Below are 24,916 nucleotides of genomic sequence, written 5' to 3'. Positions count from 1 at the left end.
CAACGACACACCGGGCCGTGCTCTTCTAGACTCAATAGGTAGTCGCAGAAAGAACAGAGCACGTCGCTTTGGTGCAGATGAATCAACAGAGGCGTGGCAAGCTGCCTGTTATGCCCTGAAGAGGTGCGGCAAAGACCGCACGGGGCCCAACAAGATGCCCGCTCAGGGTGCCTGGCCAACGGCCTGAACATGCCACGCTACCGTGACGTGGTGTGAGTGCCGCAGCCGACACTCTCGGACAATCGACAACCGTCTGGTTTGCTCGTGACCGTGAGGAATGTTGTATGCCTGATGAGATGTTGCACCTGCCTTTGGTCACCCGTCTGCTGGAGCGCCACAAAGGCGTCCCCGGTGCACTGTTACCGATTCTTCATGAGATTCAGGAAAGCATCGGTTACATCCCCGATGCCGCCATCCCCGAGATTGCCCATGCCCTCAACCAGAGCCAGGCCGAGGTTCGTGGGGTCATCAGCTTCTACCATGACTTTCGCACCGCGCCGCCGGCCCGGCATATCCTGCGCCTGTGCCGGGCCGAGTCCTGCCAGAGTCGCGGCGCCGAGCAGCTCGCCGCGCAGTTGCGCGAACGCCTGCAACTGGACGACCACGGCAGCAGCGCCGACGGCAACATCAGCCTGCGCCCGGTGTATTGCCTTGGTGCCTGTGCCTGCTCGCCAGCCCTGGAGCTGGATGGCCAGGTGCATGCGCGGCTCAGTGCCGAGCGCCTGGATGCCCTGCTCGATGCTTGTAAGGAGGACGCATGATGCCGCGCCTCTACCTGCCCTGTGATTCGCTTGCCCGTGCCGTGGGTGCCGATGAGGTAGCCACCGCCCTTGCCACGCAGGCCCGGGAGCGCAACCTGCCGCTGGACTTGCAACGCACCAGCGCTCGTGGCCTGTACTGGCTGGAACCGCTGCTGGAGATGGACACCCCGCAAGGCCGAATAGGCTTCGGCCCGCTGACCGCTGCCGATGTGCCCTCCGTGCTCGATGCGCTGCACGGCGATCCGTCCGCCCACCCGCTGGCCTTGGGCCCGGTGGAGCAGTTGCCCTATCTGAAAAGCCAACAGCGCCTGCTGTTCGCCCGCGCCGGTATTACCCGGCCGCTGTCCCTGGACGATTACCGGGCTCATGGTGGCTTCGAGGGCCTGACACAGGCCATTGCCCTGGGTGGCGAGCAGACCGCGACCGTGGTGTTCGATTCGGGGCTGCGCGGCCGTGGCGGCGCAGCCTTCCCGGCCGGCATCAAGTGGCGCACAGTGCGCGGCACTCAGGCGGCGCAGAAGTACGTGGTGTGCAACGCCGACGAAGGCGACTCCGGCACCTTCGCTGATCGCATGCTGATGGAAGGCGACCCCTTCCTGCTGATCGAAGGCATGGCCATTGCCGGCCTCACCGTCGGGGCCAGCTACGGCTACATCTATGTGCGCTCGGAGTATCCACAGGCCGTGGCCACACTGCGCGAGGCACTGGATATCGCCCGGGCTGCCGGTTACCTAGGCGCCAATGTCGGCGGCAGCGGCCAGGCCTTCGATCTGGAGGTGCGCGTCGGTGCCGGCGCCTACATTTGCGGTGAAGAAACCGCGCTGCTGGACTCCCTCGAAGGCAAGCGCGGCATCGTCCGTGCCAAGCCCCCCATTCCCGCCTTGCAGGGCCTGTTCGGCCTGCCGACCCTGGTGCACAACGTGCTGACCCTGGCCTCGGTGCCGCTGATTCTGGCCAAGGGTGCGCAGTTCTATCGCGATTACGGCATGGGCCGCTCCCTGGGCACCATGCCCTTCCAACTGGCGGGCAATGTTCGTCACGGCGGCCTGGTGGAACGGGCCTTTGGCCTGACCCTCAGGGAGCTGGTGGAAGACTACGGTGGAGGTACCGCCAGTGGCCGACCACTAAAGGCCGCCCAGGTCGGCGGCCCGCTCGGCGCCTGGGTGCCGCCCGGGCAGTTCGACACGCCGCTGGATTACGAAGCCTTCGCCGCCATTGGCGCCATGCTCGGCCATGGGGGGGTGGTGGTGGCTGACGACAGCCTGGACATGGCCCACATGGCGCGCTTCGCCCTGCAGTTCTGCGCCGAGGAATCCTGTGGCAAATGCACCCCCTGCCGCATCGGCTCGACCCGGGGCGTGGAGGTGATCGACCGCCTGCTGGCCGCACCCGACCAGCGCGGTCGCGACGAGCAGGTGATCATCCTCAAGGACCTGTGCGACACCCTGCAGTACGGTTCCCTGTGCGCGCTAGGCGGCATGACCTCCTACCCCGTGGCCAGCGCCCTCAAGCACTTCCCCGCCGACTTCGGTCTGCAGCCCTCGGAGGCCGACCAATGATCACGCTCTTCGACCCGAACACCGATATCGACCTCGGCACCCCGGCCCGCGACAGCCAGGTGCAGGTCACCCTGAAGATCGACGGCCGCAGCATCAGCGTGCCCGAAGGCACCTCGGTGATGCGCGCCGCTGCGCTGATGGGCACCACCATTCCCAAACTGTGTGCCACCGACAGCCTGGAAGCCTTCGGCTCCTGCCGCATGTGCCTGGTGGAAATCGACGGCATGCGCGGCTACCCGGCGTCCTGCACCACGCCGGTCAGTGAAGGCATGAGCGTGCACACCCAGACGCCGAAGCTCGCGACCCTGCGCCGCAACGTCATGGAGCTGTACATCTCCGATCACCCGCTGGACTGCCTGACCTGCTCGGCCAACGGCAACTGCGAGCTGCAAACCGTGGCCGGCCAGGTCGGCCTGCGCGAGGTGCGTTACGGCTATGAAGGCGCCAACCATCTGGCCGACCAGAAAGACACCTCCAACCCCTACTTCGACTACGACCCGAGCAAGTGCATCGTCTGCAACCGCTGCGTGCGCGCCTGCGAAGAAACCCAGGGCACCTTTGCCCTGACCATTACCGGGCGCGGCTTCGAGTCGCGGGTCGCGGCTGCCGGTGGCGAGAACTTCCTCGACTCGGAATGCGTGTCCTGCGGCGCCTGTGTGCAAGCCTGCCCCACCGCGACCCTGATGGAAAAAAGCGTGATCGAACAGGGTCAACCCGAACACAGTGTGATCACCACCTGCGCCTATTGCGGCGTGGGCTGCTCGTTCCGCGCCGAGATGAAGGGCGACCAACTGGTGCGCATGGTTCCAGACAAGAACGGCCAGGCCAACCACGGCCACTCCTGCGTCAAAGGGCGCTTTGCCTGGGGCTACGCCACCCACCCGGATCGCATCACCACGCCGATGATCCGCAAGCACATCAACGACCCCTGGCAGGAAGTCAGCTGGGATGAAGCGGTGACCTACGCCGCCAGCGAGTTCCGCCGGTTGCAGCAAACATACGGCCGCGACGCCATTGGTGGCATTACCTCCAGCCGCTGCACCAATGAAGAAACCTACCTGGTGCAGAAACTGGTGCGCGCCGCCTTCGGCAACAACAACGTCGACACCTGTGCGCGGGTCTGCCACTCGCCGACCGGCTATGGCCTGAAACAAACCCTTGGCGAATCCGCCGGCACCCAGAGTTTCGACTCGGTGATGCAGGCCGACGTAATCCTGGTGATCGGCGCCAACCCCAGCGACGCACACCCGGTGTTCGCCTCCCAGCTCAAACGCCGCCTGCGTGAAGGCGCACGGCTGATCGTCATCGACCCACGACGCATTGACCTGGTGGACTCGGTGCATGCCCGCGCCGAACTGCACCTGGCCCTGCGCCCGGGCACCAACGTGGCCATGCTCAACGCCCTGGCCCATGTCATCGTCACCGAGGGGCTGCTCAACCAGGCCTTTATCGACGCCCGTTGCGAGGGCAGCGATTTCGCCCGCTGGCGCGAGTTTGTCAGCCGCCCCGAACACTCGCCGGAAGCCCTTGGCCCCGTCTGCGGCGTAGCGGCTGCCGACATTCGTGCGGCTGCCCGCGTGTACGCCACGGGCGGCAATGCGGCGATCTACTATGGCCTGGGCGTCACAGAACATAGCCAGGGCAGCACGGCGGTCATGGGCATCGCCAACCTGGCCATGGCCACCGGCAACATCGGCCGCGAAGGCGTGGGCGTGAACCCGCTGCGCGGGCAGAACAACGTTCAGGGCTCCTGCGACATGGGCTCCTTCCCCCATGAGTTGCCCGGCTACCGACACATCTCCAACGAGGTGATACGGGCGCAGTTCGAACAGGCCTGGAACGTCACCCTGCAACCGGACCCCGGCCTGCGCATCCCCAACATGTTCGAGGCCGCCTTGGGTGGCAGTTTCAAAGGCCTGTACTGCCAAGGCGAAGACATCGCCCAAAGCGACCCCAATACCCAGCACGTTACCGCAGCGCTGTCGGCCATGGAGTGCGTGGTGGTGCAGGACATTTTCCTCAACGAAACCGCCAAGTTCGCCCACGTGTTCCTGCCGGGCAGCTCGTTCCTGGAAAAGGACGGCACCTTCACCAACGCCGAGCGGCGCATCTCCCGGGTGCGCAAGGTCATGGAACCTTTGGGTGGCAAGGCTGACTGGGAAGGCACAATGGCCCTGGCCAACGCCCTGGGCTACCCGATGCACTACCAGCACCCGTCAGAAATCATGGACGAAATCGCCAGCCTGACGCCGACCTTCAGCAACGTCAGCTACGCCGCCCTGGACCGCCACGGCAGCCTGCAATGGCCGTGCAACGCCGAGGCACCGGACGGCACGCCCACCATGCACATCACGGAATTCGTGCGCGGCAAGGGGCGCTTCATGCTCACCGGTTACGTGCCCACCGAGGAAAAGGTCAACAACCGCTACCCGCTGCTGCTGACCACCGGGCGCATCCTCAGCCAATACAACGTCGGCGCCCAAACCCGGCGTACCGACAACGTCGCCTGGCACGAAGAAGACCGCCTGGAAATCCACCCGACCGATGCCGAAAGCCGTGGCATCAACGAAGGTGACTGGGTCGGCATCGGCAGCCGCGCCGGCCAGACCGTACTGCGCGCACGGGTGACTGAACGGGTAGCCCCAGGCGTGGTGTACACCACCTTCCACTTCCCTGAGTCGGGGGCCAACGTCATCACCACCGACAACTCCGACTGGGCCACCAACTGCCCGGAGTACAAGGTCACCGCCGTGGAAGTCAGCCGCGTCTACCACCCTTCCGAGTGGCAGAAGCGTTATCAGGAATTCAGTGACGAACAACAGCGCTTGCTCGACGAACGCCGCCAGGCTCGCGCCGCCGGCACACACACCGAGGGACGCCGATGAGCACTGCCAACCTGATCAAGATGGCCAACCAGATCGCGCAGTACTTCGCCAGCGAACCCGACCCACAACAGGCCGTGCTCGGCGTGCGTAATCACCTGCAGATGTTCTGGACGCCCGGCATGCGCAAGGAATTGCTGGCCTGGCAGACGGCGCACAAAGGCGCGGACTTGCACCCCTTGGTGCAGGCGGCGCTCAGTGGCTCGGGCTGGGAGGCTTAGGTTCACACAGGGCCTTGGCCTCGCGCGGCTATCAGGCCGCGCGAGGCACCTGTGGGGCATTTAAAGAGGGTGAAGCAGCTGCGTCAGAAAGAAGCGGGATACCGTTCTGATGCTACGCCTGGTAGCACAGTATTATGGTATTCCAAATACCAAACGTAACACCTGAAAACGCAACCGCTCAAGAACGCGCCTTACAGAGCTGCATTATCCCTGGCCCGGATATTGCTGAACCTTCTGGCAATCCATCCGAGACGCACCTCAAATGGCCAATCACTCATTACCCACTGGCAACACCCATGCCTGTCACTGGCCAAAAGCCTGTGGGCGTGAGCGTGCGTTGCCAACCGGTGCCATGAGAGGTTTCCTACGGCGCGCAGCAGCGCCACTGCAGGTCATGCTCAAACGCCTACCGGCCTGCGTTGCGGCCAAACAGAATGGTTTCTGGCAGATAGTCTGATCGGTCTTCCCGACGAGAGCTCTTCTCGATCATTACCGTAGCGCCCGCCCTGCCGGTGTGCTGCGGCCCTTTATCCGATGGTTCCCTGGAAACGGCTTCAATCGCCCGTTCCTGGAGACCTGCACCCGGAAGACCTTGATGACCAACACAACCGCAGTGCTCGTTATCGACTTGCAGAAAGAAGATGGCTTTGCACTAGAACGATTTGACCACGTAGTCGCCAACGCGGCCTCGCTGATCGACGCCGCCCGGGGCTTGGGTATCCCACTGTTCTACACCCGCCACGTCAACGATGCGCAAGGCCGGGACCTGGCCCCCGGCGAACCCGTGGACGAACACGGCAAGCCGACCAGTTACCTGGCAGGTACGCCTGCTATTGAGATCATCGATGCGTTGGCCCCACAGGCCGGCGATGTGGTGATCGACAAGCACCGCTACAGCGCCTTTCATGGCACCCGGCTGGCCCAGATGTTACACAGCAGGGGGATCCGCCACCTGGTGGTGTTTGGCGTGCTGACCGATGTGTGCGTGATGACCAGCCTGTTCGATGCCTATCAACATGACTTCCAACTCAGCCTCGTTTCAGATGCCTGCACGGCAACGACGCTGGCAGCGCATTACTCATCGCTGCTGATCCTCTCCAACTGGATTTACGGGCTGGAAATCTATTCCACCGCGCATCTCCTTCGCCATTGGCAAAACCAACCGGCGTCTTCGGTGCGAACACTGGAACCTGATCACCTCGCCTTCCAACCCGAAGCGTTCGTCGAAGCGATCCACAGCTTCGAAAACCGCCTTGCCCGTGACTGCTGAACGCGGAGATTGCCATGAAAATAGAAAACAGAAGCATTGATTTCATTCCAGAACATGAGCGCTACGGCCAGCCCCGTTCGCTGTTCTTTGTCTGGTTCGGCGCCAACGCCAACATCACCACCGTCGCTGCGGGTGTGCTGCCGATCAGCCTGGGGCTCAACCTGTTCTGGAGCGCACTGTCTATCCTCCTGGGCTCCATGATCGGCGCGATCTTCATGGCCTCGCATTCCGCCCAGGGGCCGAGGCTGGGCATTCCACAGATGATCCAAAGCCGAGCCCAGTTCGGCGTATTCGGCGCAATAGTGCCGTTGCTGTTCGTCATGCTCATCTACCTGGGGTTCTTCGTCAGCAACACCTTGCTCGCCGCCCAGGCCGTCGCTACCACGAGCCCGCTCAGCAACGAGGGCAACATCGTCCTGCTCGGCGTACTGTGCTTTTTGGTCGCCCTGTTCGGCTACCAACTGATCCATCGCCTGCAGAAAGCCCTCTCGTTTATCTCCATCGGCGTGTTTGGTACGGCTACACTGCTGGCGCTTGCGCTTCCGGTGGCGCCTGAGCAATGGTCACCACAGGGCTCCCACCTGGCGAGCTTCCTGGCCTCGGTCAGCATTGCGGTTACCTGGCAGTTGTCCTATGCGCCGTATGTGGCGGACTACTCCCGCTACTTGCCCACCAGCACCCCGACCCGGCACGTGTTCTGGTACAGCTACCTGGGCACTGTCATCGGCGGCAGCTGGATGATGCTGCTCGGTGCCGTACTGGCCAAAGCCATGACCGGCTTTGCAGACAATGTGGGCTTGAACCTGGTGGGGCTGCTCGGCGGTGGAACGCTGCTGATGTTCGCGTTCATTCTGTACGGCCAGGTCGCCATCAACGTGTTCAACCTTTACGGCGCGTTCATGTCGACCGTCACGGTGATCGAACCGTTCGCACCGCTGAAAGTCACGCCCCGCGCACGGGCCGGGTTCATGTTCATCATCTGCGCCGCCGCCACCGGCTTATGCACCCTGGCTCAAGATGACTTCATCCAGTTCTTCCTGAACTTCATCTTCTTCATGAGCTACTTCCTCATCCCCTGGACGGCCATCAACCTGGTGGACTACTACGCGCTGCGCAAAGGCGTTTACCAGATTGCCGACATCTTCGAGCCAAAGGGTATCTATGGCCGGGTGAACTGGATCGCCATCGGCGTGTTTCTGAGCACCATCCTGCTTGAAGTACCGTTCATGAACACCTCGCTTTACGCCGGGCCGATTGCCACCGCGTTGCAGGGCGTTGACCTGGCATGGGCCGTCGGCCTGGTGTTCCCGGCACTCAGTTACTACTGGCTGATGAACAAGCGTACGGCCCTGCAAAGCGTGACCGCGAAGGTGTAAGCGCAACGCGTGGGATGCAAGCTGGCCTGCGGGTGTCAACGCGCCCGCATCGTGGGCAAGCCAACCAGAGGGGGCCACACAGAGTATGTGAGTTTTCCCTGTGGGAGCAGGCTTGCCTGCGATAGCGTCAGCGGGGGGTCAACCAGTCTGCGGCGCCAGCATCGTTGGCAAGCCAACTCCCACAGGGATCCATGCAAAACACTGCATGTTCTGTGGGAGATTCCATGGTTCTTGCGTGCCCATGAGGTCAAACCACTTGATTGCGAAAGATCTTCACAGACAAGGCAATGAAAGCCCGGGCTGCCGGCGACGATTGGCTCTTGTCCAACACGGCAATCCCAACATGTCGCCTGACTGCCGGGTCGAGCACTTTCGTGAGGTACTGAGAGGCATCACGCTCAGGCAAGGCGGATTCGGCTACTACCGTCACAGCATCGCCCCGCGCCACTGCAGCCAAGGTGCTCATTAGCTGAGAGGTTCTATAGCGGATTCTGGGGTTCAATCTCGCGGCCACAAAGAGTCGCGAAACCAACTCAGACGAACCGGCTTCTGTCAGTACGAACGGATCTGAACACAAGTCATTCAACGTCACCGCCTCCTTGGCCGCCAAACGGTGCCCACAAGGTAGCAAGGCAACCATTTGGTCCTCGATCAACGGGTAGGTATCGAACTGGGCCTCCGGCAGGGCAACGAACCCAACGTCCACTCGCCTATCCAATAGCCACTGAACGACCTGGCGGTCGGGCCCCTCGTCCACATGTACCTCGATACCAGGATAGATCCTGCGGTAGTCGGCAAGGATTCGCGGCAGCAATCGTTGTGATGACGTGGGGCCAAATGAACCGATGCGCAGGGTGCCCAGCTTCATGCTCCGCGCATCAGAGGCTTCTTGTCGAATTGCATCAGCCAGCCCGAGCATCGATTGAGCGCGCTGGAGCAACCTTGCCCCAATGTCCGTCAATTCGACCTGGCCCTGGTGCCGAAAAAGCAACTCAACGCCCAGCTCCTGCTCAAGCGCCCTGATGGCATGAGACACCGCTGACTGGGAGATCCCCAGTTGGGCAGCCGCCAGCGTGAACCCACGTCGCCCGGCGACGACGATAAAAATTTCGAGCTGAGTCAGCGTCATCGCACAACCATGAGTAATCACTCATTTCCATATGAGCCCAATTCAGCATAAGGATAGAACACTGAAGCATAACGAGATAGGCCTAGGCGCCTTTTGACATCGCAGTAATCAAGGAGATTTTTATGGGCGCTCAATGGAAAACTGAAGGCGTATCGGCGCTATGGCCAGAGATCAATGGACCGTTTCTATCTCTGCGAGGAATGGCTGACGCATACCACCCCGAAGACGAAATCCAAAAGACGTACAAGCAACTTCTAGCTGGGTTTGATGCAATTACGGGTTGCGAGATGAAGGAGCTCTATCGATTCAGAATTGCTTTGGATCAGATGAGCGAGCAAACGACATCAATCCCTGAGATATTTCTCATCCATAAGGCATTTACTGCGTGGGTGAACTTCGAATACGATCTGGCCAGAATGCTATTTACACAACATATCAGAGCGTACCCTTCCGATATCATCGCCCTCTTTTTCCTGCACATGCTTGATTTCTGCACAGGCAAGACTACCAACCTAAATTCAGTTCTTGCCTTCTGCGACAACCACATATCAAAAACACACTATCTCTACTCCTACTACCTCTCCATGAAATCCTTTGTCCTATGTGAAAATCAGTGCTTCGACGACGCACTTGAGGTGGGATTTGAATCTATAAAACTGTTACCAGACAATATCTATGGAATACATGCCGTTGCCCATGCCTTGCATGAAATGGGACGTTGGAAAGAATTGTCGTCTTTTCTGACAAGTTGTAAGGTTCACTGGATAGAAAACTCCGGCATGCGGATGCACGTATATTGGCACCTCGCAATTGCCTACGAACGATGCAACGAGATTACCCTAGCATTTCAGGCATTTGAAGAACTATACGCTCTCAAGGACAGCCCCTTCGCAAAACAGGATCTTGATGCCGTAGGTTTCCTTTGGCGGCTACGACTCAAATCTACAGATAGTGGATTCAATGCAGTATGGGAGCGCCTTGCCTTGCTTTGGACCGGAAGTATCTGCGCTTCCACCTCTTATTTTCACAAGATTCACGCCGCGCTTGCATTCTCGGCAACGAACCAACCCCTATTCATTGAAAAGCAGATTGCAGAAAGCGATGGGTTTGGGATTGAACCGGAAACTCATCGCACAGGAGTCAATGTCCTGAAAGGCATCCTGCTGTTCACCCTTGAACGCTACAATGAAAGTTTTGAACTGCTGTATAACAGCCGAAATCAGTGGCCCCTACTAGGAGGAAGCCGTGCCCAGCGAGAGATTCTAGAACTCACGCTGGAATATGCAGCACGCAAGTCCACCTCCATACTCTGACGTCAGGCTTACATCATGCGCCTTCAATCAAAAGCAAGAACACCTGCGTCCGACAGCCTCACTTACCTCAAGCTATCCTTGGTGGCGATCATTTGGGGCGGAACGTTTGTTGCGGGTCGCTACATTTCTTCCGACACCCCACCAATGCTGTCGGCAAGCCTGAGGTTCATGCTTGCTGGCGCTACGCTTACCTTATTCCTGATTTTCTCCAGAAAAATGTTTATCAAGATCAACCGATCTCAACTGGTGAAAATACTTGGCCTTGGATTCTGCGGCATATACACCTACAACCTTTTCTTCTTTTATGGGCTCCATTACACCACCGCATCCCGGGCCTCACTGATCGTCGCCCTCAACCCAGCAGTAATGGCCCTTTTTTCCTTCCTCTTTTACCGGGAAAAACTCACGTTTACGAAGACCTCCGGAATAGGCCTCTGCCTTATGGGTGCGGCAGCGGTGATTTTCAGTAAATCACCAAACACCTTTCTTGCGGAGAACAGCGACTGGCGCGGTGATGCCTTAATTTTCGGGTGCGTATTGAGCTGGGTGGTCTATAGCGTGTTCTGCAAAACCATAGTCAACGAAATTGGCTCCTTACATACAGTGACCTACTCCATCTGGGCTGGCGCAGCGATGCTGACGGCGACAGCCACCGCTACAGGGCAATTCAATTTTGCTTCAGTGAGTGCGCTATCCACAGGCGACTTTTTTAGCCTGCTGTACCTGGGTGCAATAGGTTCCGCATTGGCCTACATCTGGTACTACCAGGGCATCCAGACAATCGGCGTCACACGCTCCGGGGTGTTCATTGCTCTTAACCCGCTAACCGCCGTTCTGCTGGGCGCACTGTTGCTCGGTGAGCAACTGACGAGTCCGATGTTGATAGGAGGCGCCCTGATCATCACAGGCATCCTGATCTGCAATCGGGCAACCCCAAGCGATCAACGCCTGAATGAAGGTATCTACCGCGAAAATTGACTTAATCCGCTCCAGGACGACGAAGACGCGCGTCGAGCAAAAGCGGGCGGCCAGAGGTGACCTTTTGCGCCTGGGCCACCTGATCCCGGTGCTCGACGTCGTAAAGCTCGTGCGCTTGGCGCTGCCAGCGATTCTTGACGAACGTTTCTGATCAGTGAGAAGTGGCCATTACACACAGAGGGCTGCAAACCCCGCCATCATTCGGCCTGAATAAGGCCTTTGGTCCCGGCATCACTATCAGTCCAGTAATCCTCATCCTTCAGCCGCCGATCCCCCTGAATCATGAAGAGGATCGTGCCAGCCCGAAATTGCAGCCCGCCATCCGTACGTTTGGCTTTGACCGGTTTGCCGTTCACCCAAACATGCTCTTGTTCATCAATACGAATGGTGGCAACCGTCGCACCTGAAGCACTTTTAGCCACCCACTGCCCGGCATATGGGGTCTGGCTTTTGGTGCTGTCTGCTGCCGGTGCTGCGGGCTCACCAAACCCCGCCTTGGCATTTTCAGCCTTGCTCTTGGTGATATCGCACCCCTGAAGCTCACTCATCTGGGTGCAACCCGACTGCTCCAACTGCTTACGGTACTTTTCGCTGATGGCATAAGCCGGTGACTGCGCAAGTACCGTAATGGCCAGCGCGGCAAAGACTGCCTTGTTCATAGAGCCACCTCATCTGATCAACGGGTTTCTGAGCGTGTGCTTGCAGAGTTGCCCCAACTGCGCGTCGCACCAACACGAAAAGACGAAGTCGTGGCGACACACACAGGCGCAGGTGAATCACAGCCCCCTCGCCAAGGCTAGCGAGCCTGATAGCGACTCGCCAATCAAACGGGTGATTTGCCATTGCCGGTTTGCAGCAAGGGCTTGCTCATGCGGCGCATTGAATTGCCCCACAGTTGCCTTTCACGGTGGGCATCTGTCGGCCAGAAGCAGCCATTCGAGATCGGCGAAGCTCACACCGCCTGAGAGTTACAACAACACCGATAAGCAGCAGCTATTCGACGCTAAGTATCAAATGGTCCTCTCAAGCGCATTCAGCAACTGCTCGATCTTCTTCTCATTGCGTTTGTAGTAAGTCCAGGGACCAATGCGCTGAGACGTAACCAGCTGAGCTCTCTGAAGGGCTGCGAGGTAGTTTGATACGGTCGACTGGGACAGCCCTACTCTTTCCTGGATGATGCTTACGCACACACCAAGCTGATCAGGATCTGCTTCCTGCTCGGGAAAATTCTTCCTTGGATTCTTGAGCAAGGTGAGGATGGCGAGGCGTGTGGGATTATCCAGAGCCTTTAGCGCTTCGCTGAGATCGATGTTCATAGTAAATGGCACATGGCTGGCTTTTCGCTATTTTACGATATTTCGATTTCAGTTGCTGCGCGCACTCCGACGAGGCGCGCAGCTCTGGCGCTGTCAGCCTTTGTAGAAGGGGTAATCAACATACCCTTTATCGGTACCACCATACATGCTGTTGGCATCCAGTGGATTGAGCGGCCAGCCATTGGCGATCCGTTGTGGAAGGTCTGGGTTGGCAATGAAGGCGCGACCAAAGGCGATTAAGTCAGCCCAGCCAGCGTCAATCGCTGCGGTGGCACGCTCCGCTGTGTACTTCCCCGCATACAGAATGCGGCCACTGAAGCCCCCTCGTACAGCGTTGCGGAATGTATCTGGCAGCTCTGGAGCCTCATCCCAGTCTGCTTCGGCCAGCGACAAGTAAGCGACACCGATTTCCTCGAGCACTTTGACGGCCTCAATGTAAGTCTCGTGTGGATTATCTTCCACAAGGCCTAGATAGACCCGAAGCTCATCGGTGCTTGCAAACAGTGGAGCAAATCGAACACCTAAACGATCAGCGCCCACCACGTCAGCAACAGCTTGTGTTATCTCGCGCAAGAATCGCAGGCGGTTCTGCAGGCTGCCACCATACTCATCCGTGCGGCAGTTGGTGTGCGCTGAGATGAATTGGTTTACCAGATAACCATTGGCGCAGTGCAGCTCTACCCCATCGAAACCGGCCTCTAGAGCATTATGTGCTGCTTTGGCGTAGAGCTGGACGAGCTCTTTCACCTCTGCAGTGGAAAGCTCCCTTGGCTCAGACGGATCCGCCAAGGTACCGGTACCTGGTCCCGTTTCGATGAACACCTTCACGCTCCGTGCTGGCAGCGCTGATGGCGCTACAGGAGCATCGCCATTTGGCTGCAGCGAGGTGTGGGATACCCGACCAACGTGCCAGAGCTGCGCAAAAATTACACCACCCTCTGCATGTACCGCTTCGGTGACTTTCTTCCAGCCTTCGATTTGTTCTTGGCTGTGAATTCCCGGAGTCCAAGCATAGCCTTGGCCTCGTGGCTCGATCTGAGTTCCCTCTGTGACCATGAAACCCGCACTAGCTCGTTGTCGGTAGTAGGTCGCCATTAAGTCGTTGGGGATGTTCCCTGGCTGCGAGCTACGCGAGCGAGTGAGGGGCGGCAGCACAATACGATTACGGAGGTCATAGGGGCCGATCTTTGTCGAGCTAAACAGTTTGTTTCTATTCATTAGCAAATCCAGATATCGAGAAATATAGATTTAAAGAGGCGCTTCATCTCGCTTCTGAGACGGCTTTAGCTCAACGCACGTTCAATAGGAGCGCTGATCAAGGGGCTGCCGAATGGTCGAGATTTTAATCTACATATCTAGAAATGCAAATATTTAGATCCCTTCAGCCGCCCCAGAGATCCTGGAATGGACTAGCTGTAGCCCAGGCACATACCCTCTGACGGACTGAGTCTCCCTGGCATCGAGGCAAAACTTATCTTCACACCTCGCCCCAGAACCAGATACAGCAGTCTGCATCGGCCAGGATTTTGTAATCTGTTAATGACCGTTTCTGGCCGATTCTGTTGAAAAAGTAGTTCCCCTGTCTGGCCTGCGGCAGAATCTTCGCATCGGTCAGCAGGGACGCACGCAGCATGATGGGACAGCACCTGAAGCACTTTTAGCCACCCACTGCCCGGCATATGGGGTCTGGCTTTTGGCGCTGTCTGCTGCCGGTGTTGCGGGCTCAACAAACCCCGCCTTGGCATTTTCGGCCTTGCTCTTGGTGATATCGCACCCCTGAAGCTCACTCATTTGGGTGCAACCCGACTGCTCAAGCTGCTTACGGTACTTTTCGCTGATGGCATAAGCCGGTGATTGCGCAAGTACCGTAATGGCCAGCGCTGCAAAGATTGCCTTGTTCATAGCGCCACCTCATCTGATCAACGGGTTTCTGAGCGTGAGCTTACTGAGTAGCCCCAACTGCGCGTGGCACCAACACGAAAAGACGAAGTCGTGGTGATACACACAAACGCAGATGAATCACAGCGCCCCTCGCCAAGGCTAGCGAGCCTGATAGCGACTCGCCAATCAAACGGGTGATTCACCATTGCCGGTTTGTAGCAAGGGCTCGCTCATGCGGCGCATTGAATTGCCCCACAGCTGCCTTTCACGTTGGGCATCTGTCGGCCAGAAGCTGCATATCGTGAAGGACAGCAACCGACCGATTCTGTTGAAAAAGTCGACCCTGATTTCCTCGGTAGAAAAGTACGCGCTTGAGGTTGAAATCTTTACATTGAACAGAAGATTCCCGGCTCAGATTTCGTGTAGCGGCGCGCAAAAACGCATTTTCAGCGGTCAGTATGTGGGCGATCTGGAAGAACCCACTTTTTCAACAGAATCGACCCAAAGCAGTCGTTCGCCAAGGGCAGAGGTCGGCTTCGAGCGGACATTTGCTGGCCGATATTACGGTCAGTGGCTTTGCCATCGCGCCTGGCGGGTTCGGATGCACGTTGTCTTGTAGACTGAAAGCGGGTCCGGCCTTCCCCTATCGGTGGAAGGCTCAGAGAGGATATGCTAGTACCAACAGGGACTTGCATGGAGCAGGAAGTGCACGAAGATTCCAATACCCCATTAGCGGCGCCTTCACTAGAAGCGGGCGCGATAATGAGCTCACAAAAAAGAAGCAAGTCTTACTGGGACTCCATTTTTGTTGGCCATACTCTAAAGTTGACGCCGCATGGCTGGGACTTCACCAACAACAAAGGCCCTAGCCAGCTTTATTTCAAATCTTCAGATCTGCTTGATTATATAAAGACAAAATCATTACGTAGATTTAACTGCAAAACAATTAGTTTTGATGAGTGCGATTTCAATGGCGAGTTCACAAGTGAGATTTCCAAACATGAAATTTCATTTGGGAAATGTAATTTCACCAAGTGCGACTTCGGCGGAAGTGTTTGGAAAGGGGTGAAGTTTAGCGAGTGCAAATTTGAACGATGCTCATTTACAATGGCTGAATTCCAAGACTGTATTTTTTACGAATGTGAATGGGTCGATATTACGTTATCAGGCACTGAGACAAAAATGCCGAACACTCTGGTCTCCAATCCGGACAAGTTTATAGGCGCCGCCTACACAAATCTCGATAAAAACATTCTACATCGGAATAGCAAAACACCAGGTTATCAAAAAATGAGGCTGGAGGGGACAAAGGCAAAATTTTCTAGAACATTGTTGAAGAATGCCGAAAACCATGGTGACGATGACGCTTACTACGGAGCTGTCCAAACATACTTAAATCAGTCACTAAAAAGCAAAATTCAAAAATCCATGTACGAGCTCATACATGGAAAAGGCGTTTTTGGTCATGGCATGAATTTTTTGGCTGCATATTTCGAGTTGCTTTTGCTAAATATCTCTGGATTTGTTAACTGCTGGGGGAAAAGCATAGCTAGGCCCGCGATAATTGGCATTGCGTTGACTTTTGCGTTTGGTCTTGTGTACGGATTTATATCTAAGGACTATCAAAGAGGGCTTGTGCAAGGATTTGATATTACCTTTTTGGTAGGTTACACAAAATATGCAGGCACGACAAATCCAATCCACATTGAATTGCTATATGGGGTTAACGCTTTTTTTGGCCTTTGGTGGTACGCAGTATTAGTCCCCACATTGATCAATAGAATCAGCAGGGTCAATTAATGGCTATTCTTTCACTAGTCGTATATGGAAGTCGTGCTCGCGAAGATCACTCTGTCGATTCAGATACAGATTTATTTGCGATTACTGATGATCAACGATATGAAATGATAGTTGAGGGGACTACCAATATTGCCTGCTATCCTTTGGATCAAGCCATCTCTAGGGCTGAAGGCGGGGACTTGTTTTTTATGCACATCGCTCTAGAGGCCAAAGCGATATACGACCCAAGTGGGGTGTTCGAAAAGGTCAAAAAGAGCTTTTTAAAAAAGGAAAACTACTCTTCAGAAATTTCAAATGCAAGCGAGCTAGGGTTTGCACTTGTAGCGCACATAAAAAATATTCAAGATTATTACCTTCTGAACAAAAGACTTGCTTGGTGTCTGAGGACAATTTTGATCGCTAGATCTGCGGAGCGAGGCTGCCCAACTTTTTCTAAAGAAGGGCTTGCAGAAGTTTTTCAAGATCCTGATTTAATTGACCTTATCGCCTTAAAGGATTGTGAAGTCTTTAGCGCCAAAGCCTATCCTCGGTTTTATTCTGCCTTCATTAAGTACGGTTGCAGTCCGAACGTTCAAATGCCTTCAGATTTTAGCGATTTAATGGTTTATTTCCTAGAGCAGGACAATATGATGGGACTGAAGACTGCGCGCCTTCTAAATAATGACATAGAATTTGACGGATACAGCTGGAGCTGATTGTTAAATAATCTATGCGTATTAAAAGTACTTAATAGCATTCTTTCGGCACACACCTCTGAATGACTTCTTTTGGCCGATTCTGTTGAAAAAGTCGACCCTGATTTCCTCGGTAGAAAAGTACGCGCTTGAGGTTGAAATCTTTGCATTGAACAGAAGATTCCCGGCTCAGATTTCGCGTAGCGGCGCGCAAAAACGCATTTTCAGCGGTCAGTATGTGGGCGATCTGGAAGAACCCACTTTTTCAACAGAATCGGCCGTTTGCTGTCCTCCAGCCACTATGGGTCGAATAGCGACCACCACTCATTGTGACTGATCCCCCCTTGTCCTCCCTCAACGTGGAGGACAAGCCATGAACACTATTGCTACATACAGTCATCAGCCTTGGAACAAGGGAAAGCTTGTCGGGCAGAAAGCCCCGCTCCGAGTGAGAGATACCTGGGCCATCCGAGTAAGACTCCAGCTTGCTGAGAAGACGCGAGATTTAGCGCTTTTCAACTTGGCCATCGACAGCAAGCTGCGAGTCCGAGACATAGCCCATGGGGAGCACGTGTCGTCGCGGGCCATCGTGATGCAGCAGAAAACTCAGCACCCAGTGCAATTTGAAATCACGGAGCAAACCCGAACGGTTCTGGAGGCTTGGATGCATCAGGCCCACCTCCGCAGTGAGGACTTCTTGTTTCCGACCCGGTTGCACGACTCAGACCATCTCTCCACCAGACAATACGCTCGGATAGTCAAAGCGTGGGTGATCGCCATTGGCCTTGACCCAACTATGTACGGTACTCATACGCTACGGCGAACCAAAGCATCGCTGATATATCGCAGGACGAAGAACCTGAGAGCTGTCCAACTCCTGCTTGGTCATACGAAGCTTGAAAGCACCGTCAGATACCTAGGAATCGAGGTCGATGATGCCCTGGAAATGGCGGAACAGGTGGAAGTTTAACCACCCACTGCGACGGTCGATGCTAGACCGTCGCTATCCGACCCATTGCGGTCATTCGGCACAGGCAAAAGTCTACCAAAAACGGCTGCTTACTTCCTCCTTGAGGATGGAAGAGGCATGCCAGCACATAAAAGACGCCGCCTACATTGAACCAAACTTTGCTGCTGAATCAATCAGGCAGCAGGCTTTTTAGGTTCGGTTTCGATCAACTTTTTTGCTTCCGTCGCCACTTCAGATTTTCGCGGCATTCGGAGCGCCTTGCTATTTTTCGTTACAACACAGTAAGCCGATTTAGCTGGCCAATCTTTGAGTTCGGTTTTGATCAGTTTTGCTGGGCAAAGCAGCAGCACATCCCCAAAAGAAAAAAGTGGAAATGCGGGTATTAGGGGATGTTTCCGCAGAGTCTCTACCAAGCCCCAGATCTCAGCATCGAAGTCCTCTTTCGCGTAATTCTCGGTCAACAAAAACTTGGCTGCTGCTTGGTCGCGAACGTTCATCAGGGACGCCGCCGAGTATACGATGGTCAAAGGGCCTCCAGGTGAAGCCCCAATTATGATTACCACGATTACGATGGACGCCGCCAAGCACTGCGATATCCGTTTAAAGAGGTCGCTTTTACTGTCATAGAAAACAACAACAGGGATCAACGTCATGCTGGCGAAAAAAATGGATATGAGCAAAAGCTTGGTAACGGCTTCAGGCGTATCTTCTCCTGAATAAGCCTTAAGTATAAGCCCCACAGGCAGTACGGTTGATAAGACAGTGCCTGTTAGAGTGATTGCTAGGATAACCAAAAAGAAGAAACGTGCGACCTTGCTTTTTGATTTTCCAGGTAAAGCCGTTGTTGCGCAAATGTCTACTGCCACCCTGAACTTCTGGTTTATCTGCAATGCTAAAATCATTGCAGCACCATACAACACTATGCAGATCAGCTTAAGGCCGTCCGTGAGAACTATGCCTTTAAAGATCACCAACATCAACGCTGCGATTCCAAGCAGCACCGGTAAAACGAGTATCTTCACTAGGTCAGGTTGGAGATTGGGGCTATTGTTGAACAGTGAAACTGAGCACCCAAACAGTGCGCTCGTCGTCATGAGTACGAAAAAATAGGCCGCGACCAAGAGTGCGATGATTGCGAGCCAAAGCACCAATGCTGATTTAGCTTCAATCGCTGAAGCCATCAAGTCCGGGCGACCGATCGCTGCCGTATAGGCCGATATCGTATAAAAACCCAATATCGTACTAAGCCCACCTAAGATCACACTGAGTGGTGCCCAATAGTTCAAAATCCGTTTGACGTTTTTTTTCAATGCCTCTTGAAAGGTTAGGTGTCTCTCGGCGTTCATATATAGGTTCCTTGGAATGATTAGAAAACGGGGCGATCGGGTATGACGTCTTTATCACGAGTGATCGAGACGGCACCACTAAAAGTCTGACGGGCGCGATATCGCCCGGATTTCGCTTTATTTGATGACAATTTTCTGTTTTTTGCCCTTGAAAAAAGTATTTCAGCAACGTATCGAGTCACCCCTGATTTTTCAGGGCTCGTTCCAAGGTCTGCTTTGGGTTGTGGATTCAACCTGTCGTTAGCCAGTGACCGCTTTCGACCGATTCTGTTGAAAAAGTGGGTTCTTCCAGATCGCCCACATACTGACCGCTGAAAATGCGTTTTTGCGCGCCGCTACACGAAATCTGAGCCGGGAATCTTCTGTTCAATGTAAAGATTTCAACCTCAAGCGCGTACTTTTCTACCGAGGAAATCAGGGTCGACTTTTTCAACAGAATCGACCCATTGCAGCCGATCAGTGCGGGCAGCAATTGGCCGATAGCGACGCTAACAATTTTAAGGGTAGGGGTTCAGCCAGTCCTCGTGAGCGATGCGAAGGACTTAAGCGCGTTGTTAGGGTGCATCTATTGCAGTAGAGAGAAACCCTGCAACATTTGAAATGTCGAACCCATTTCCAGAGTCGTCCTGCTCCCATCCGCACTCAAGATCTTCACACATTTTTTCTGTGATGAACCAACTAATTGGAAATGGTGTAGTCCATTTTCTAAGAACATATCCCTGCCTAGCGTAGTCATCGTCATCTATTACGCAGTGCATGCCTAAGTGGTCGCGCGACTCAATAAACGAGAAAAACAGCGAATCCACTTCGTGTTGATAGCTGTCGTACTCATCAATGCCTTTTCCTACTTTTTTTTGCCATGCGTAGTGAGACATATAAGATATAAGGTTTGATATTTGCAATATTGGAGTAATTATTTTTTCCAAACGATTAAAAAGGCTATCAGCGCTCAGCGACTTTCCTTCCCTTACGATTGACCCGCCAAGTGGTAGGTGATAGCTATATAACTCTCTAGTGAGTCTGAGCTCATTAAGCAGCTCTATAAGCTTTCTATCGTACACCCCAAACCTAACAAAATAATTTTCTATATCCTTGAAGACTTGCGAGTGGGATATTTTTCGTATTTTTTCTATATCGATATACGGAGTAAGAATAAGGTTTGATAAAAGGGCATTGAACAACGAATAGTAGCAAGTATAGAAGGTCAGATTCTTAAGGTTTTTCCCGTTAAGCTCTTCTGTTTGCGTGAAAAACAAAGAACTTAACGTCATCTTCTTGGATGCATAGAAATGCCTAAGCAACCATTGCACATTCTTAATATATCCAGCGTCTTTGTATTCCGAGCAAAACCCTGCGTATACACGATCACAGAATTTTTCTAAACTCTCCTCGCCAACTAAATCAACTGCCTCTTGAAAGCCACCATATTCTTTCATTACTTTTTTTAGCATTGCCATTGGCGCAGTTCTCTAATGACTAAGTTAACTATCAGACAAAAGCGTAGGTTCTGAATATCCTACGATCAAAGCTAGTGGAGGTTGAGCGCATTTTTATACATTAGCGCTCAGGCTCGCAACGGGGTCATTTGGCCGATTTCTGCCATCATTCGATGGGCAGCTATGGGGCGCTTACTGGCGTTCATGACAGACCGCTCTTGGCCGGTTTCTGCCTCTGCTGATCGGCAGCTATGGGTCGATTCTGTTGAAAAAGTCGACCCTGATTTCCTCGGTAGAAAAGTACGCGCTTGAGATTGAAATCTTTACATTGAACAGAAGATTCCCGGCTCAGATTTCGCGTAGCGGCGCGCAAAAACGCATTTTCAGCGGTCAGTATGTGGGCGATCTGGAAGAACCCACTTTTTCAACAGAATCGGCCAAAAGCAGTCCGTCACGACGGGCAGAGTCGACCCAGAGCTGACGCTCCATAGCATCAATATAGTGCTCTGTCCCCGGTTGCCCCACTCACCGAACGGCGCCTCCTTCCTCAATGAAAGGATTCACGATTGATAGGCGATTAGGAAGAATACAAGGTGCAACCCATATGCCTTCAGCAACAGGTTCCGCATCGTGGAGCTGATCAATGGCGAGGACTATTGGAGCCCCTTTACGTGCCCCCACAGCTACAGCCTCCCCAGCGATATTAGTCAAATGAACCATCCGGCGCTGCATAGGGTTCACACCGTCTTTGATGATCGCGTCTAGCACAGACCAGCTAGAACCATGATACAGAGCAGTCGGAGCTCCAACTTTGATGCCAGCTTCGATGACAACGTTTAGGGTGTGCCCGTAAAGAGCTCTGATGCGATCATCTCGAACCTCAAACCTTGGCTCGCCGGGATGCTCCGCCACAGCCAGCAAGTGACTCGAATCCACTTTGAGAGCGCGCGCCAAGTCATCCATAGACGCAAATCCTGTTTTATCGATAGCAACCCCATTGTTCGGCCCGTCGTGGCGGAGCTGGTATGCCATTGCCTTGCTTAGCCGTCGATGGTCATGGCTAGGTACAGAATCTTCTGTGTTCGCTTGCTCGATGCGCGAGAGTGCTTGGAGTAGCTCTCGTGCCAAACTCTGGGTCGCGTCATCACCGAACTCCGTCAGCAGTACGCAGAGTTCGCGCGCGTGACGCCGCAAATGCTTTCCAGCGTCTCTTTCAGTCCCTAAGCGCAAGGCGCGGGTGATAGCGAACCATCCGTATGCCGCAACCAACTCAGACTTGCTAAGTGGCGTCTCCATGCGACTTAGATATCGCTCCATGATTGCTATCCGGCTGCGCCAACCGTCGGGGCTTGCTGGTATCAGAGCATTGTCCTCGATGAGTTGAGAGACGTCGTATCCAATCGGAACGAAGTCGGTAGACTCAAGGTCAATCGCTACGATGCGCCCTGCTGGGTCCACAAGCCAGTTGGATGCATGACCGTCTCTTTTCCTTACCAAAGGGAGCTTCTCGGGAAAGATAGAGTGCAAGGAATCCACAAAGCGTTCAGCCTGTTGGGGAGGAAAGAGAGTTCTCGACCACATTTTTAGATACTGTTTCAGGGAGCGCCATGCCGACTTCCCTTCCGGAGCGCTACCCCCTACACGATGAAAAACCGCAAGGAGATCAGTGATCGGTTCTAGGACGTTGGAGGCCTCTTCCGTAGATAACTCACTTACCAATCGCCCAGCTGCTCGTTGAGAGACATGGACCCATCGCCGATCATCGTCAGAAAAAACCTCGACGATTGCAAGCGAACGGGGCACTTCGAACAGGTTCGCATCACCCTGCTGTGTGATTTCAAGATGCAGCGCGCTTAACATCGATGCCTCGTGTACGGCTTTCTCTTTCGTCGTCCTTTTAAAGACAAACGTCTCAGAAAGAAATCCCCTTGCATCTGCAACAGCAAAGACTTCGTTACGTCCACCTAGGTTAGAGCGTGCGTAAATGGGAGAATTTAACGCTAGTGTCGCGGCATCACGCCAGCTTTCAATAGCAGAAAGATCCTCTTCGACAGAGAGCCCCGCAAGGTATTCTCGAACTCGTGCAATGCCTATGAGTGGAAGCGGCCAAGTAGGATGGATAGCAGTGAGCGCGTTAAATACCTCTAAAGCCTTATGCGCCAGCCCCAGATTCCCAGATCGTTTTGCAGCCGACAGCGCCGCTGCTCCTGCCTCCCATTGAAGGTGCCTGTTATATGAGGCCTTTTCAGACAACCAACCTGTGATCCCTACATACCGAGAGAGGTCATTCGCGGTGAGGAGGTCATCTGGGCCGTCGGTCATTTGGCGCAGGAATTGAGTGCTCAGTACTGCCGAAGGTACCGATTCTCGGTCATTGCGGAGATGTTCCAGTCCGTCGATCACGCACCTTATGGTTCCCCAAAGTTCGGCAGATGGCTTTATAGCCATTAAGGCGAGTAGCCCCCTCGGGATGGACGTTGATCTAGCGGGCATAGCTAGTGATGCCTGTTCGGCCTCAGCAACTAGGGTCGAGAGAACACTGCAGCGAGCCTCATCAACAGTACCCTTGGGTCTAGAACGCTGAAGCTTACCCGTCGCGATTTCTAGATGCTTTTTGACATTTATGGATCCCGGCTCTGCAAGCAGTGCAAGACGGTATCTTACCTCGACCTCGGCGAGCTCAGAACTCGCTGCGATTTTTGGATTATTCGTTAGGAGTTCGAGCGCGTCCTGCAGTAGTTGACCTTTTCCCGTTAGATCGAATAGCTGAACTAGGAGCTCAAGTCGATAGGTCAGTGTTTCGGGCTTCCTGTTTCCGAGAGTCATCGACTCTTCGGAATACGATAAAGCCCTTGAAACCGTCTCAGGCGATACATTGCCCCAGCGTCCAATCATCGCAACTGCAGTGGCGTACTTGCCGGTAGCAATCCGCCTAGTCGACTCTGAAAGTAACTGGCTTTCGATGGAGAATCGAAATTCGGAAAGGGCTGCTCGGAATCTCGCAATGGCTACATCAATCTCGTGGCCTGCAAAGCTATATTTAGCGTCTTCGTACAACGCACCAGCCGCACGATACGCAACATTCGCCAATGTCTTAGAAAATCCTAGGTTGGCCGCTTTTAACGAAGCCCTCATACCTACAGGGTTTCGGCGCATGTGCTCAAGTATTAGCAATAGTACCGGCGCTGGAAGATCTTTTTGCTCACGGAGTACTTTGTGCCACATCTCTGCGGCCGTCGTATGGCTGTCAGCATTAATGAGTAGGCGTAACTGCGACGAAAAAGGGGAGTTGACGAGCCATTTGGTTGAGGACGCTGATCCAAGGTAGGCAAGCGTAGTAAAGCTTACCCCTAGATTTGGAGCCCACGCATTCAGCACATTCGAAACATCATCAGTTAGCGTCATGACCTGTCCTTTTTCACGAGCAGAAGAAAATTTTATGATCATAAGTCATGGCGCATCAGGTTGTTACTCCAGATATGGCGACTTCTGGAATGACTACTAATGGCCGATTCTGTTGAAAAAGTGGGTTCTTCCAGATCGCCCACATACTGACCGCTGAAAATGCGTTTTTGCGCGCCGCTACGCGAAATCTGAGCCGGGAATCTTCTGTTCAATGTAAAGATTTCAACCTCAAGCGCGTACTTTTCTACCGAGGAAATCAGGGTCGACTTTTTCAACAGAATCGGCCGAAAGCTGCTGATCGTGACTGACTGCTATTGGCCGAAGGCAGTCCACCACGAAGGGCCTCCACCCCTAATAGAACATCAAAAAATCTACTACCGACATAAGAAACAGATCCCCCCATACCCCCGAAAAATAGAATCGCTATCACTCCATCCCCCCGACTCACCAAGCCTCTCACTTGTCCCTTCTACAACACCACGCTACCCTGCCCCCATCACTGCACATCAGTGATCCGGGCTTGGCGGCCCGAGGAAAATAGGCGCAACCCTTCGTTTGGTTGCGGGCGCTTTTGCGTGCCCGTGAAACCGCGTTATGAC

Annotated in this window: 21 protein-coding genes; 12 read left to right on the top strand and 9 right to left on the bottom strand. The window is 54.5% G+C overall.

Annotation, left to right across the window (positions count from 1 at the left end):
• Positions 1-284 precede the first annotated feature (284 nt).
• From UIA24_RS01115 to UIA24_RS01090, 6 genes are all read left to right on the top strand, one after another.
• Positions 285-761: a formate dehydrogenase subunit gamma gene (locus tag UIA24_RS01115; RefSeq protein WP_330522001.1), complete on the top strand. Its 477-nt coding sequence runs from the start codon at positions 285-287 to the stop codon at positions 759-761.
• Positions 758-2,320 carry a formate dehydrogenase beta subunit gene (locus tag UIA24_RS01110; RefSeq protein WP_330522000.1) on the top strand — a complete coding sequence of 521 codons (1,563 nt, stop codon included), beginning with the start codon at positions 758-760 and terminating at the stop codon, positions 2,318-2,320. The genes UIA24_RS01115 and UIA24_RS01110 overlap by 4 nt, the downstream gene beginning before the upstream one ends.
• Entirely contained in the window at positions 2,317-5,205 is a 2,889-nt protein-coding gene (gene fdhF / locus UIA24_RS01105; protein WP_330521999.1) for a formate dehydrogenase subunit alpha, read from the top strand. The genes UIA24_RS01110 and fdhF overlap by 4 nt, the downstream gene beginning before the upstream one ends.
• Positions 5,202-5,423 carry a formate dehydrogenase subunit delta gene (locus UIA24_RS01100; RefSeq protein ID WP_330521998.1) on the top strand — a complete coding sequence of 74 codons (222 nt, stop codon included), beginning with the start codon at positions 5,202-5,204 and terminating at the stop codon, positions 5,421-5,423. Before fdhF ends, UIA24_RS01100 begins: the two co-directional genes overlap by 4 nt.
• 595 nt (positions 5,424-6,018) lie before the next feature.
• A complete protein-coding gene (locus UIA24_RS01095) occupies positions 6,019-6,693 on the top strand; it encodes a cysteine hydrolase family protein (RefSeq protein WP_330521997.1) in 675 nt (224 codons plus the stop codon).
• Positions 6,694-6,707: 14 nt separating this feature from the next.
• The gene (locus UIA24_RS01090) at positions 6,708-8,069 is read left to right on the top strand and encodes a purine-cytosine permease family protein (RefSeq protein WP_330521996.1); all 1,362 of its coding nucleotides are present in this window, start codon (positions 6,708-6,710) and stop codon (positions 8,067-8,069) included.
• Between the two features lie 247 nt (positions 8,070-8,316).
• Here UIA24_RS01090 and UIA24_RS01085 read toward each other — a convergent pair whose 3' ends face one another.
• Entirely contained in the window at positions 8,317-9,198 is an 882-nt protein-coding gene (locus UIA24_RS01085) for a LysR family transcriptional regulator (protein ID WP_330521995.1), read from the bottom strand.
• A gap of 122 nt (positions 9,199-9,320) precedes the next feature.
• Here UIA24_RS01085 and UIA24_RS01080 point away from each other — a divergent pair, with 122 nt between their 5' ends.
• Together UIA24_RS01080 and UIA24_RS01075 are read left to right on the top strand one after the other, a co-directional pair.
• On the top strand, positions 9,321-10,511 hold the full coding sequence (locus tag UIA24_RS01080; RefSeq protein ID WP_319527374.1) for a tetratricopeptide repeat protein: 1,191 nt from the start codon (positions 9,321-9,323) through the stop codon (positions 10,509-10,511).
• Positions 10,512-10,526: 15 nt separating this feature from the next.
• Positions 10,527-11,489 carry a DMT family transporter gene (locus UIA24_RS01075; protein ID WP_330521993.1) on the top strand — a complete coding sequence of 321 codons (963 nt, stop codon included), beginning with the start codon at positions 10,527-10,529 and terminating at the stop codon, positions 11,487-11,489.
• Between the two features lie 197 nt (positions 11,490-11,686).
• On the opposite strand, the gene UIA24_RS01070 is transcribed toward UIA24_RS01075, so the two are convergent.
• The 5 genes from UIA24_RS01070 to UIA24_RS01050 form a co-directional block, all read right to left on the bottom strand.
• A complete protein-coding gene (locus UIA24_RS01070) occupies positions 11,687-12,148 on the bottom strand; it encodes a hypothetical protein (RefSeq protein WP_330521992.1) in 462 nt (153 codons plus the stop codon).
• A 351-nt stretch (positions 12,149-12,499) separates the two neighbouring features.
• A complete protein-coding gene (locus UIA24_RS01065; protein ID WP_330521991.1) occupies positions 12,500-12,805 on the bottom strand; it encodes an ArsR/SmtB family transcription factor in 306 nt (101 codons plus the stop codon).
• A 93-nt stretch (positions 12,806-12,898) separates the two neighbouring features.
• Positions 12,899-14,023 (bottom strand): alkene reductase, encoded by a 1,125-nt coding sequence (locus UIA24_RS01060; protein WP_330521990.1) that lies wholly within the window; start codon positions 14,021-14,023, stop codon positions 12,899-12,901.
• 259 nt (positions 14,024-14,282) lie between these two features.
• Complete coding sequence (locus tag UIA24_RS01055; RefSeq protein WP_330521989.1) at positions 14,283-14,438, bottom strand: hypothetical protein; 156 nt, start codon at positions 14,436-14,438, stop codon at positions 14,283-14,285.
• Positions 14,417-14,707 (bottom strand): hypothetical protein, encoded by a 291-nt coding sequence (locus UIA24_RS01050; protein WP_330521988.1) that lies wholly within the window; start codon positions 14,705-14,707, stop codon positions 14,417-14,419. Before UIA24_RS01050 ends, UIA24_RS01055 begins: the two co-directional genes overlap by 22 nt.
• Positions 14,708-14,918: 211 nt before the next feature.
• Here UIA24_RS01050 and UIA24_RS01045 point away from each other — a divergent pair, with 211 nt between their 5' ends.
• The 4 genes from UIA24_RS01045 to UIA24_RS01030 all read left to right on the top strand — a co-directional run bounded on the left by UIA24_RS01045 (position 14,919) and on the right by UIA24_RS01030 (position 18,130).
• The gene (locus UIA24_RS01045) at positions 14,919-15,305 is read left to right on the top strand and encodes a hypothetical protein (protein ID WP_330521987.1); all 387 of its coding nucleotides are present in this window, start codon (positions 14,919-14,921) and stop codon (positions 15,303-15,305) included.
• Positions 15,306-15,391: 86 nt separating this feature from the next.
• Complete coding sequence (gene halA, locus UIA24_RS01040) at positions 15,392-16,486, top strand: anti-phage Hailong system effector protein HalA (RefSeq protein ID WP_330521986.1); 1,095 nt, start codon at positions 15,392-15,394, stop codon at positions 16,484-16,486.
• On the top strand, positions 16,486-17,181 hold the full coding sequence (gene halB / locus UIA24_RS01035) for an anti-phage Hailong system nucleotidyltransferase HalB (protein ID WP_330521985.1): 696 nt from the start codon (positions 16,486-16,488) through the stop codon (positions 17,179-17,181). The genes halA and halB overlap by 1 nt, the downstream gene beginning before the upstream one ends.
• A gap of 352 nt (positions 17,182-17,533) precedes the next feature.
• Positions 17,534-18,130 carry a tyrosine-type recombinase/integrase gene (locus UIA24_RS01030; RefSeq protein ID WP_330521984.1) on the top strand — a complete coding sequence of 199 codons (597 nt, stop codon included), beginning with the start codon at positions 17,534-17,536 and terminating at the stop codon, positions 18,128-18,130.
• A 173-nt stretch (positions 18,131-18,303) separates the two neighbouring features.
• Here the strand turns inward: UIA24_RS01030 and UIA24_RS01025 are convergent, their stop codons facing one another.
• The 3 genes from UIA24_RS01025 to UIA24_RS01015 all read right to left on the bottom strand — a co-directional run bounded on the left by UIA24_RS01025 (position 18,304) and on the right by UIA24_RS01015 (position 24,359).
• Entirely contained in the window at positions 18,304-19,476 is a 1,173-nt protein-coding gene (locus tag UIA24_RS01025; RefSeq protein WP_330521983.1) for a hypothetical protein, read from the bottom strand.
• Between the two features lie 554 nt (positions 19,477-20,030).
• The gene (locus UIA24_RS01020; protein WP_330521982.1) at positions 20,031-20,933 is read right to left on the bottom strand and encodes a hypothetical protein; all 903 of its coding nucleotides are present in this window, start codon (positions 20,931-20,933) and stop codon (positions 20,031-20,033) included.
• A gap of 504 nt (positions 20,934-21,437) precedes the next feature.
• Positions 21,438-24,359, bottom strand: a complete 2,922-nt coding sequence (locus tag UIA24_RS01015) for an RNA 2'-phosphotransferase (RefSeq protein ID WP_330521981.1) — start codon at positions 24,357-24,359, stop codon at positions 21,438-21,440.
• Positions 24,360-24,916: the final 557 nt, after the last annotated feature.

This window comes from Pseudomonas sp. AL 58 (assembly GCF_036348395.1).
In the GTDB taxonomy this organism is placed as follows: domain Bacteria; phylum Pseudomonadota; class Gammaproteobacteria; order Pseudomonadales; family Pseudomonadaceae; genus Aquipseudomonas; species Aquipseudomonas defluvii.
This window is presented reverse-complemented; position numbering and strand designations above follow the sequence as displayed.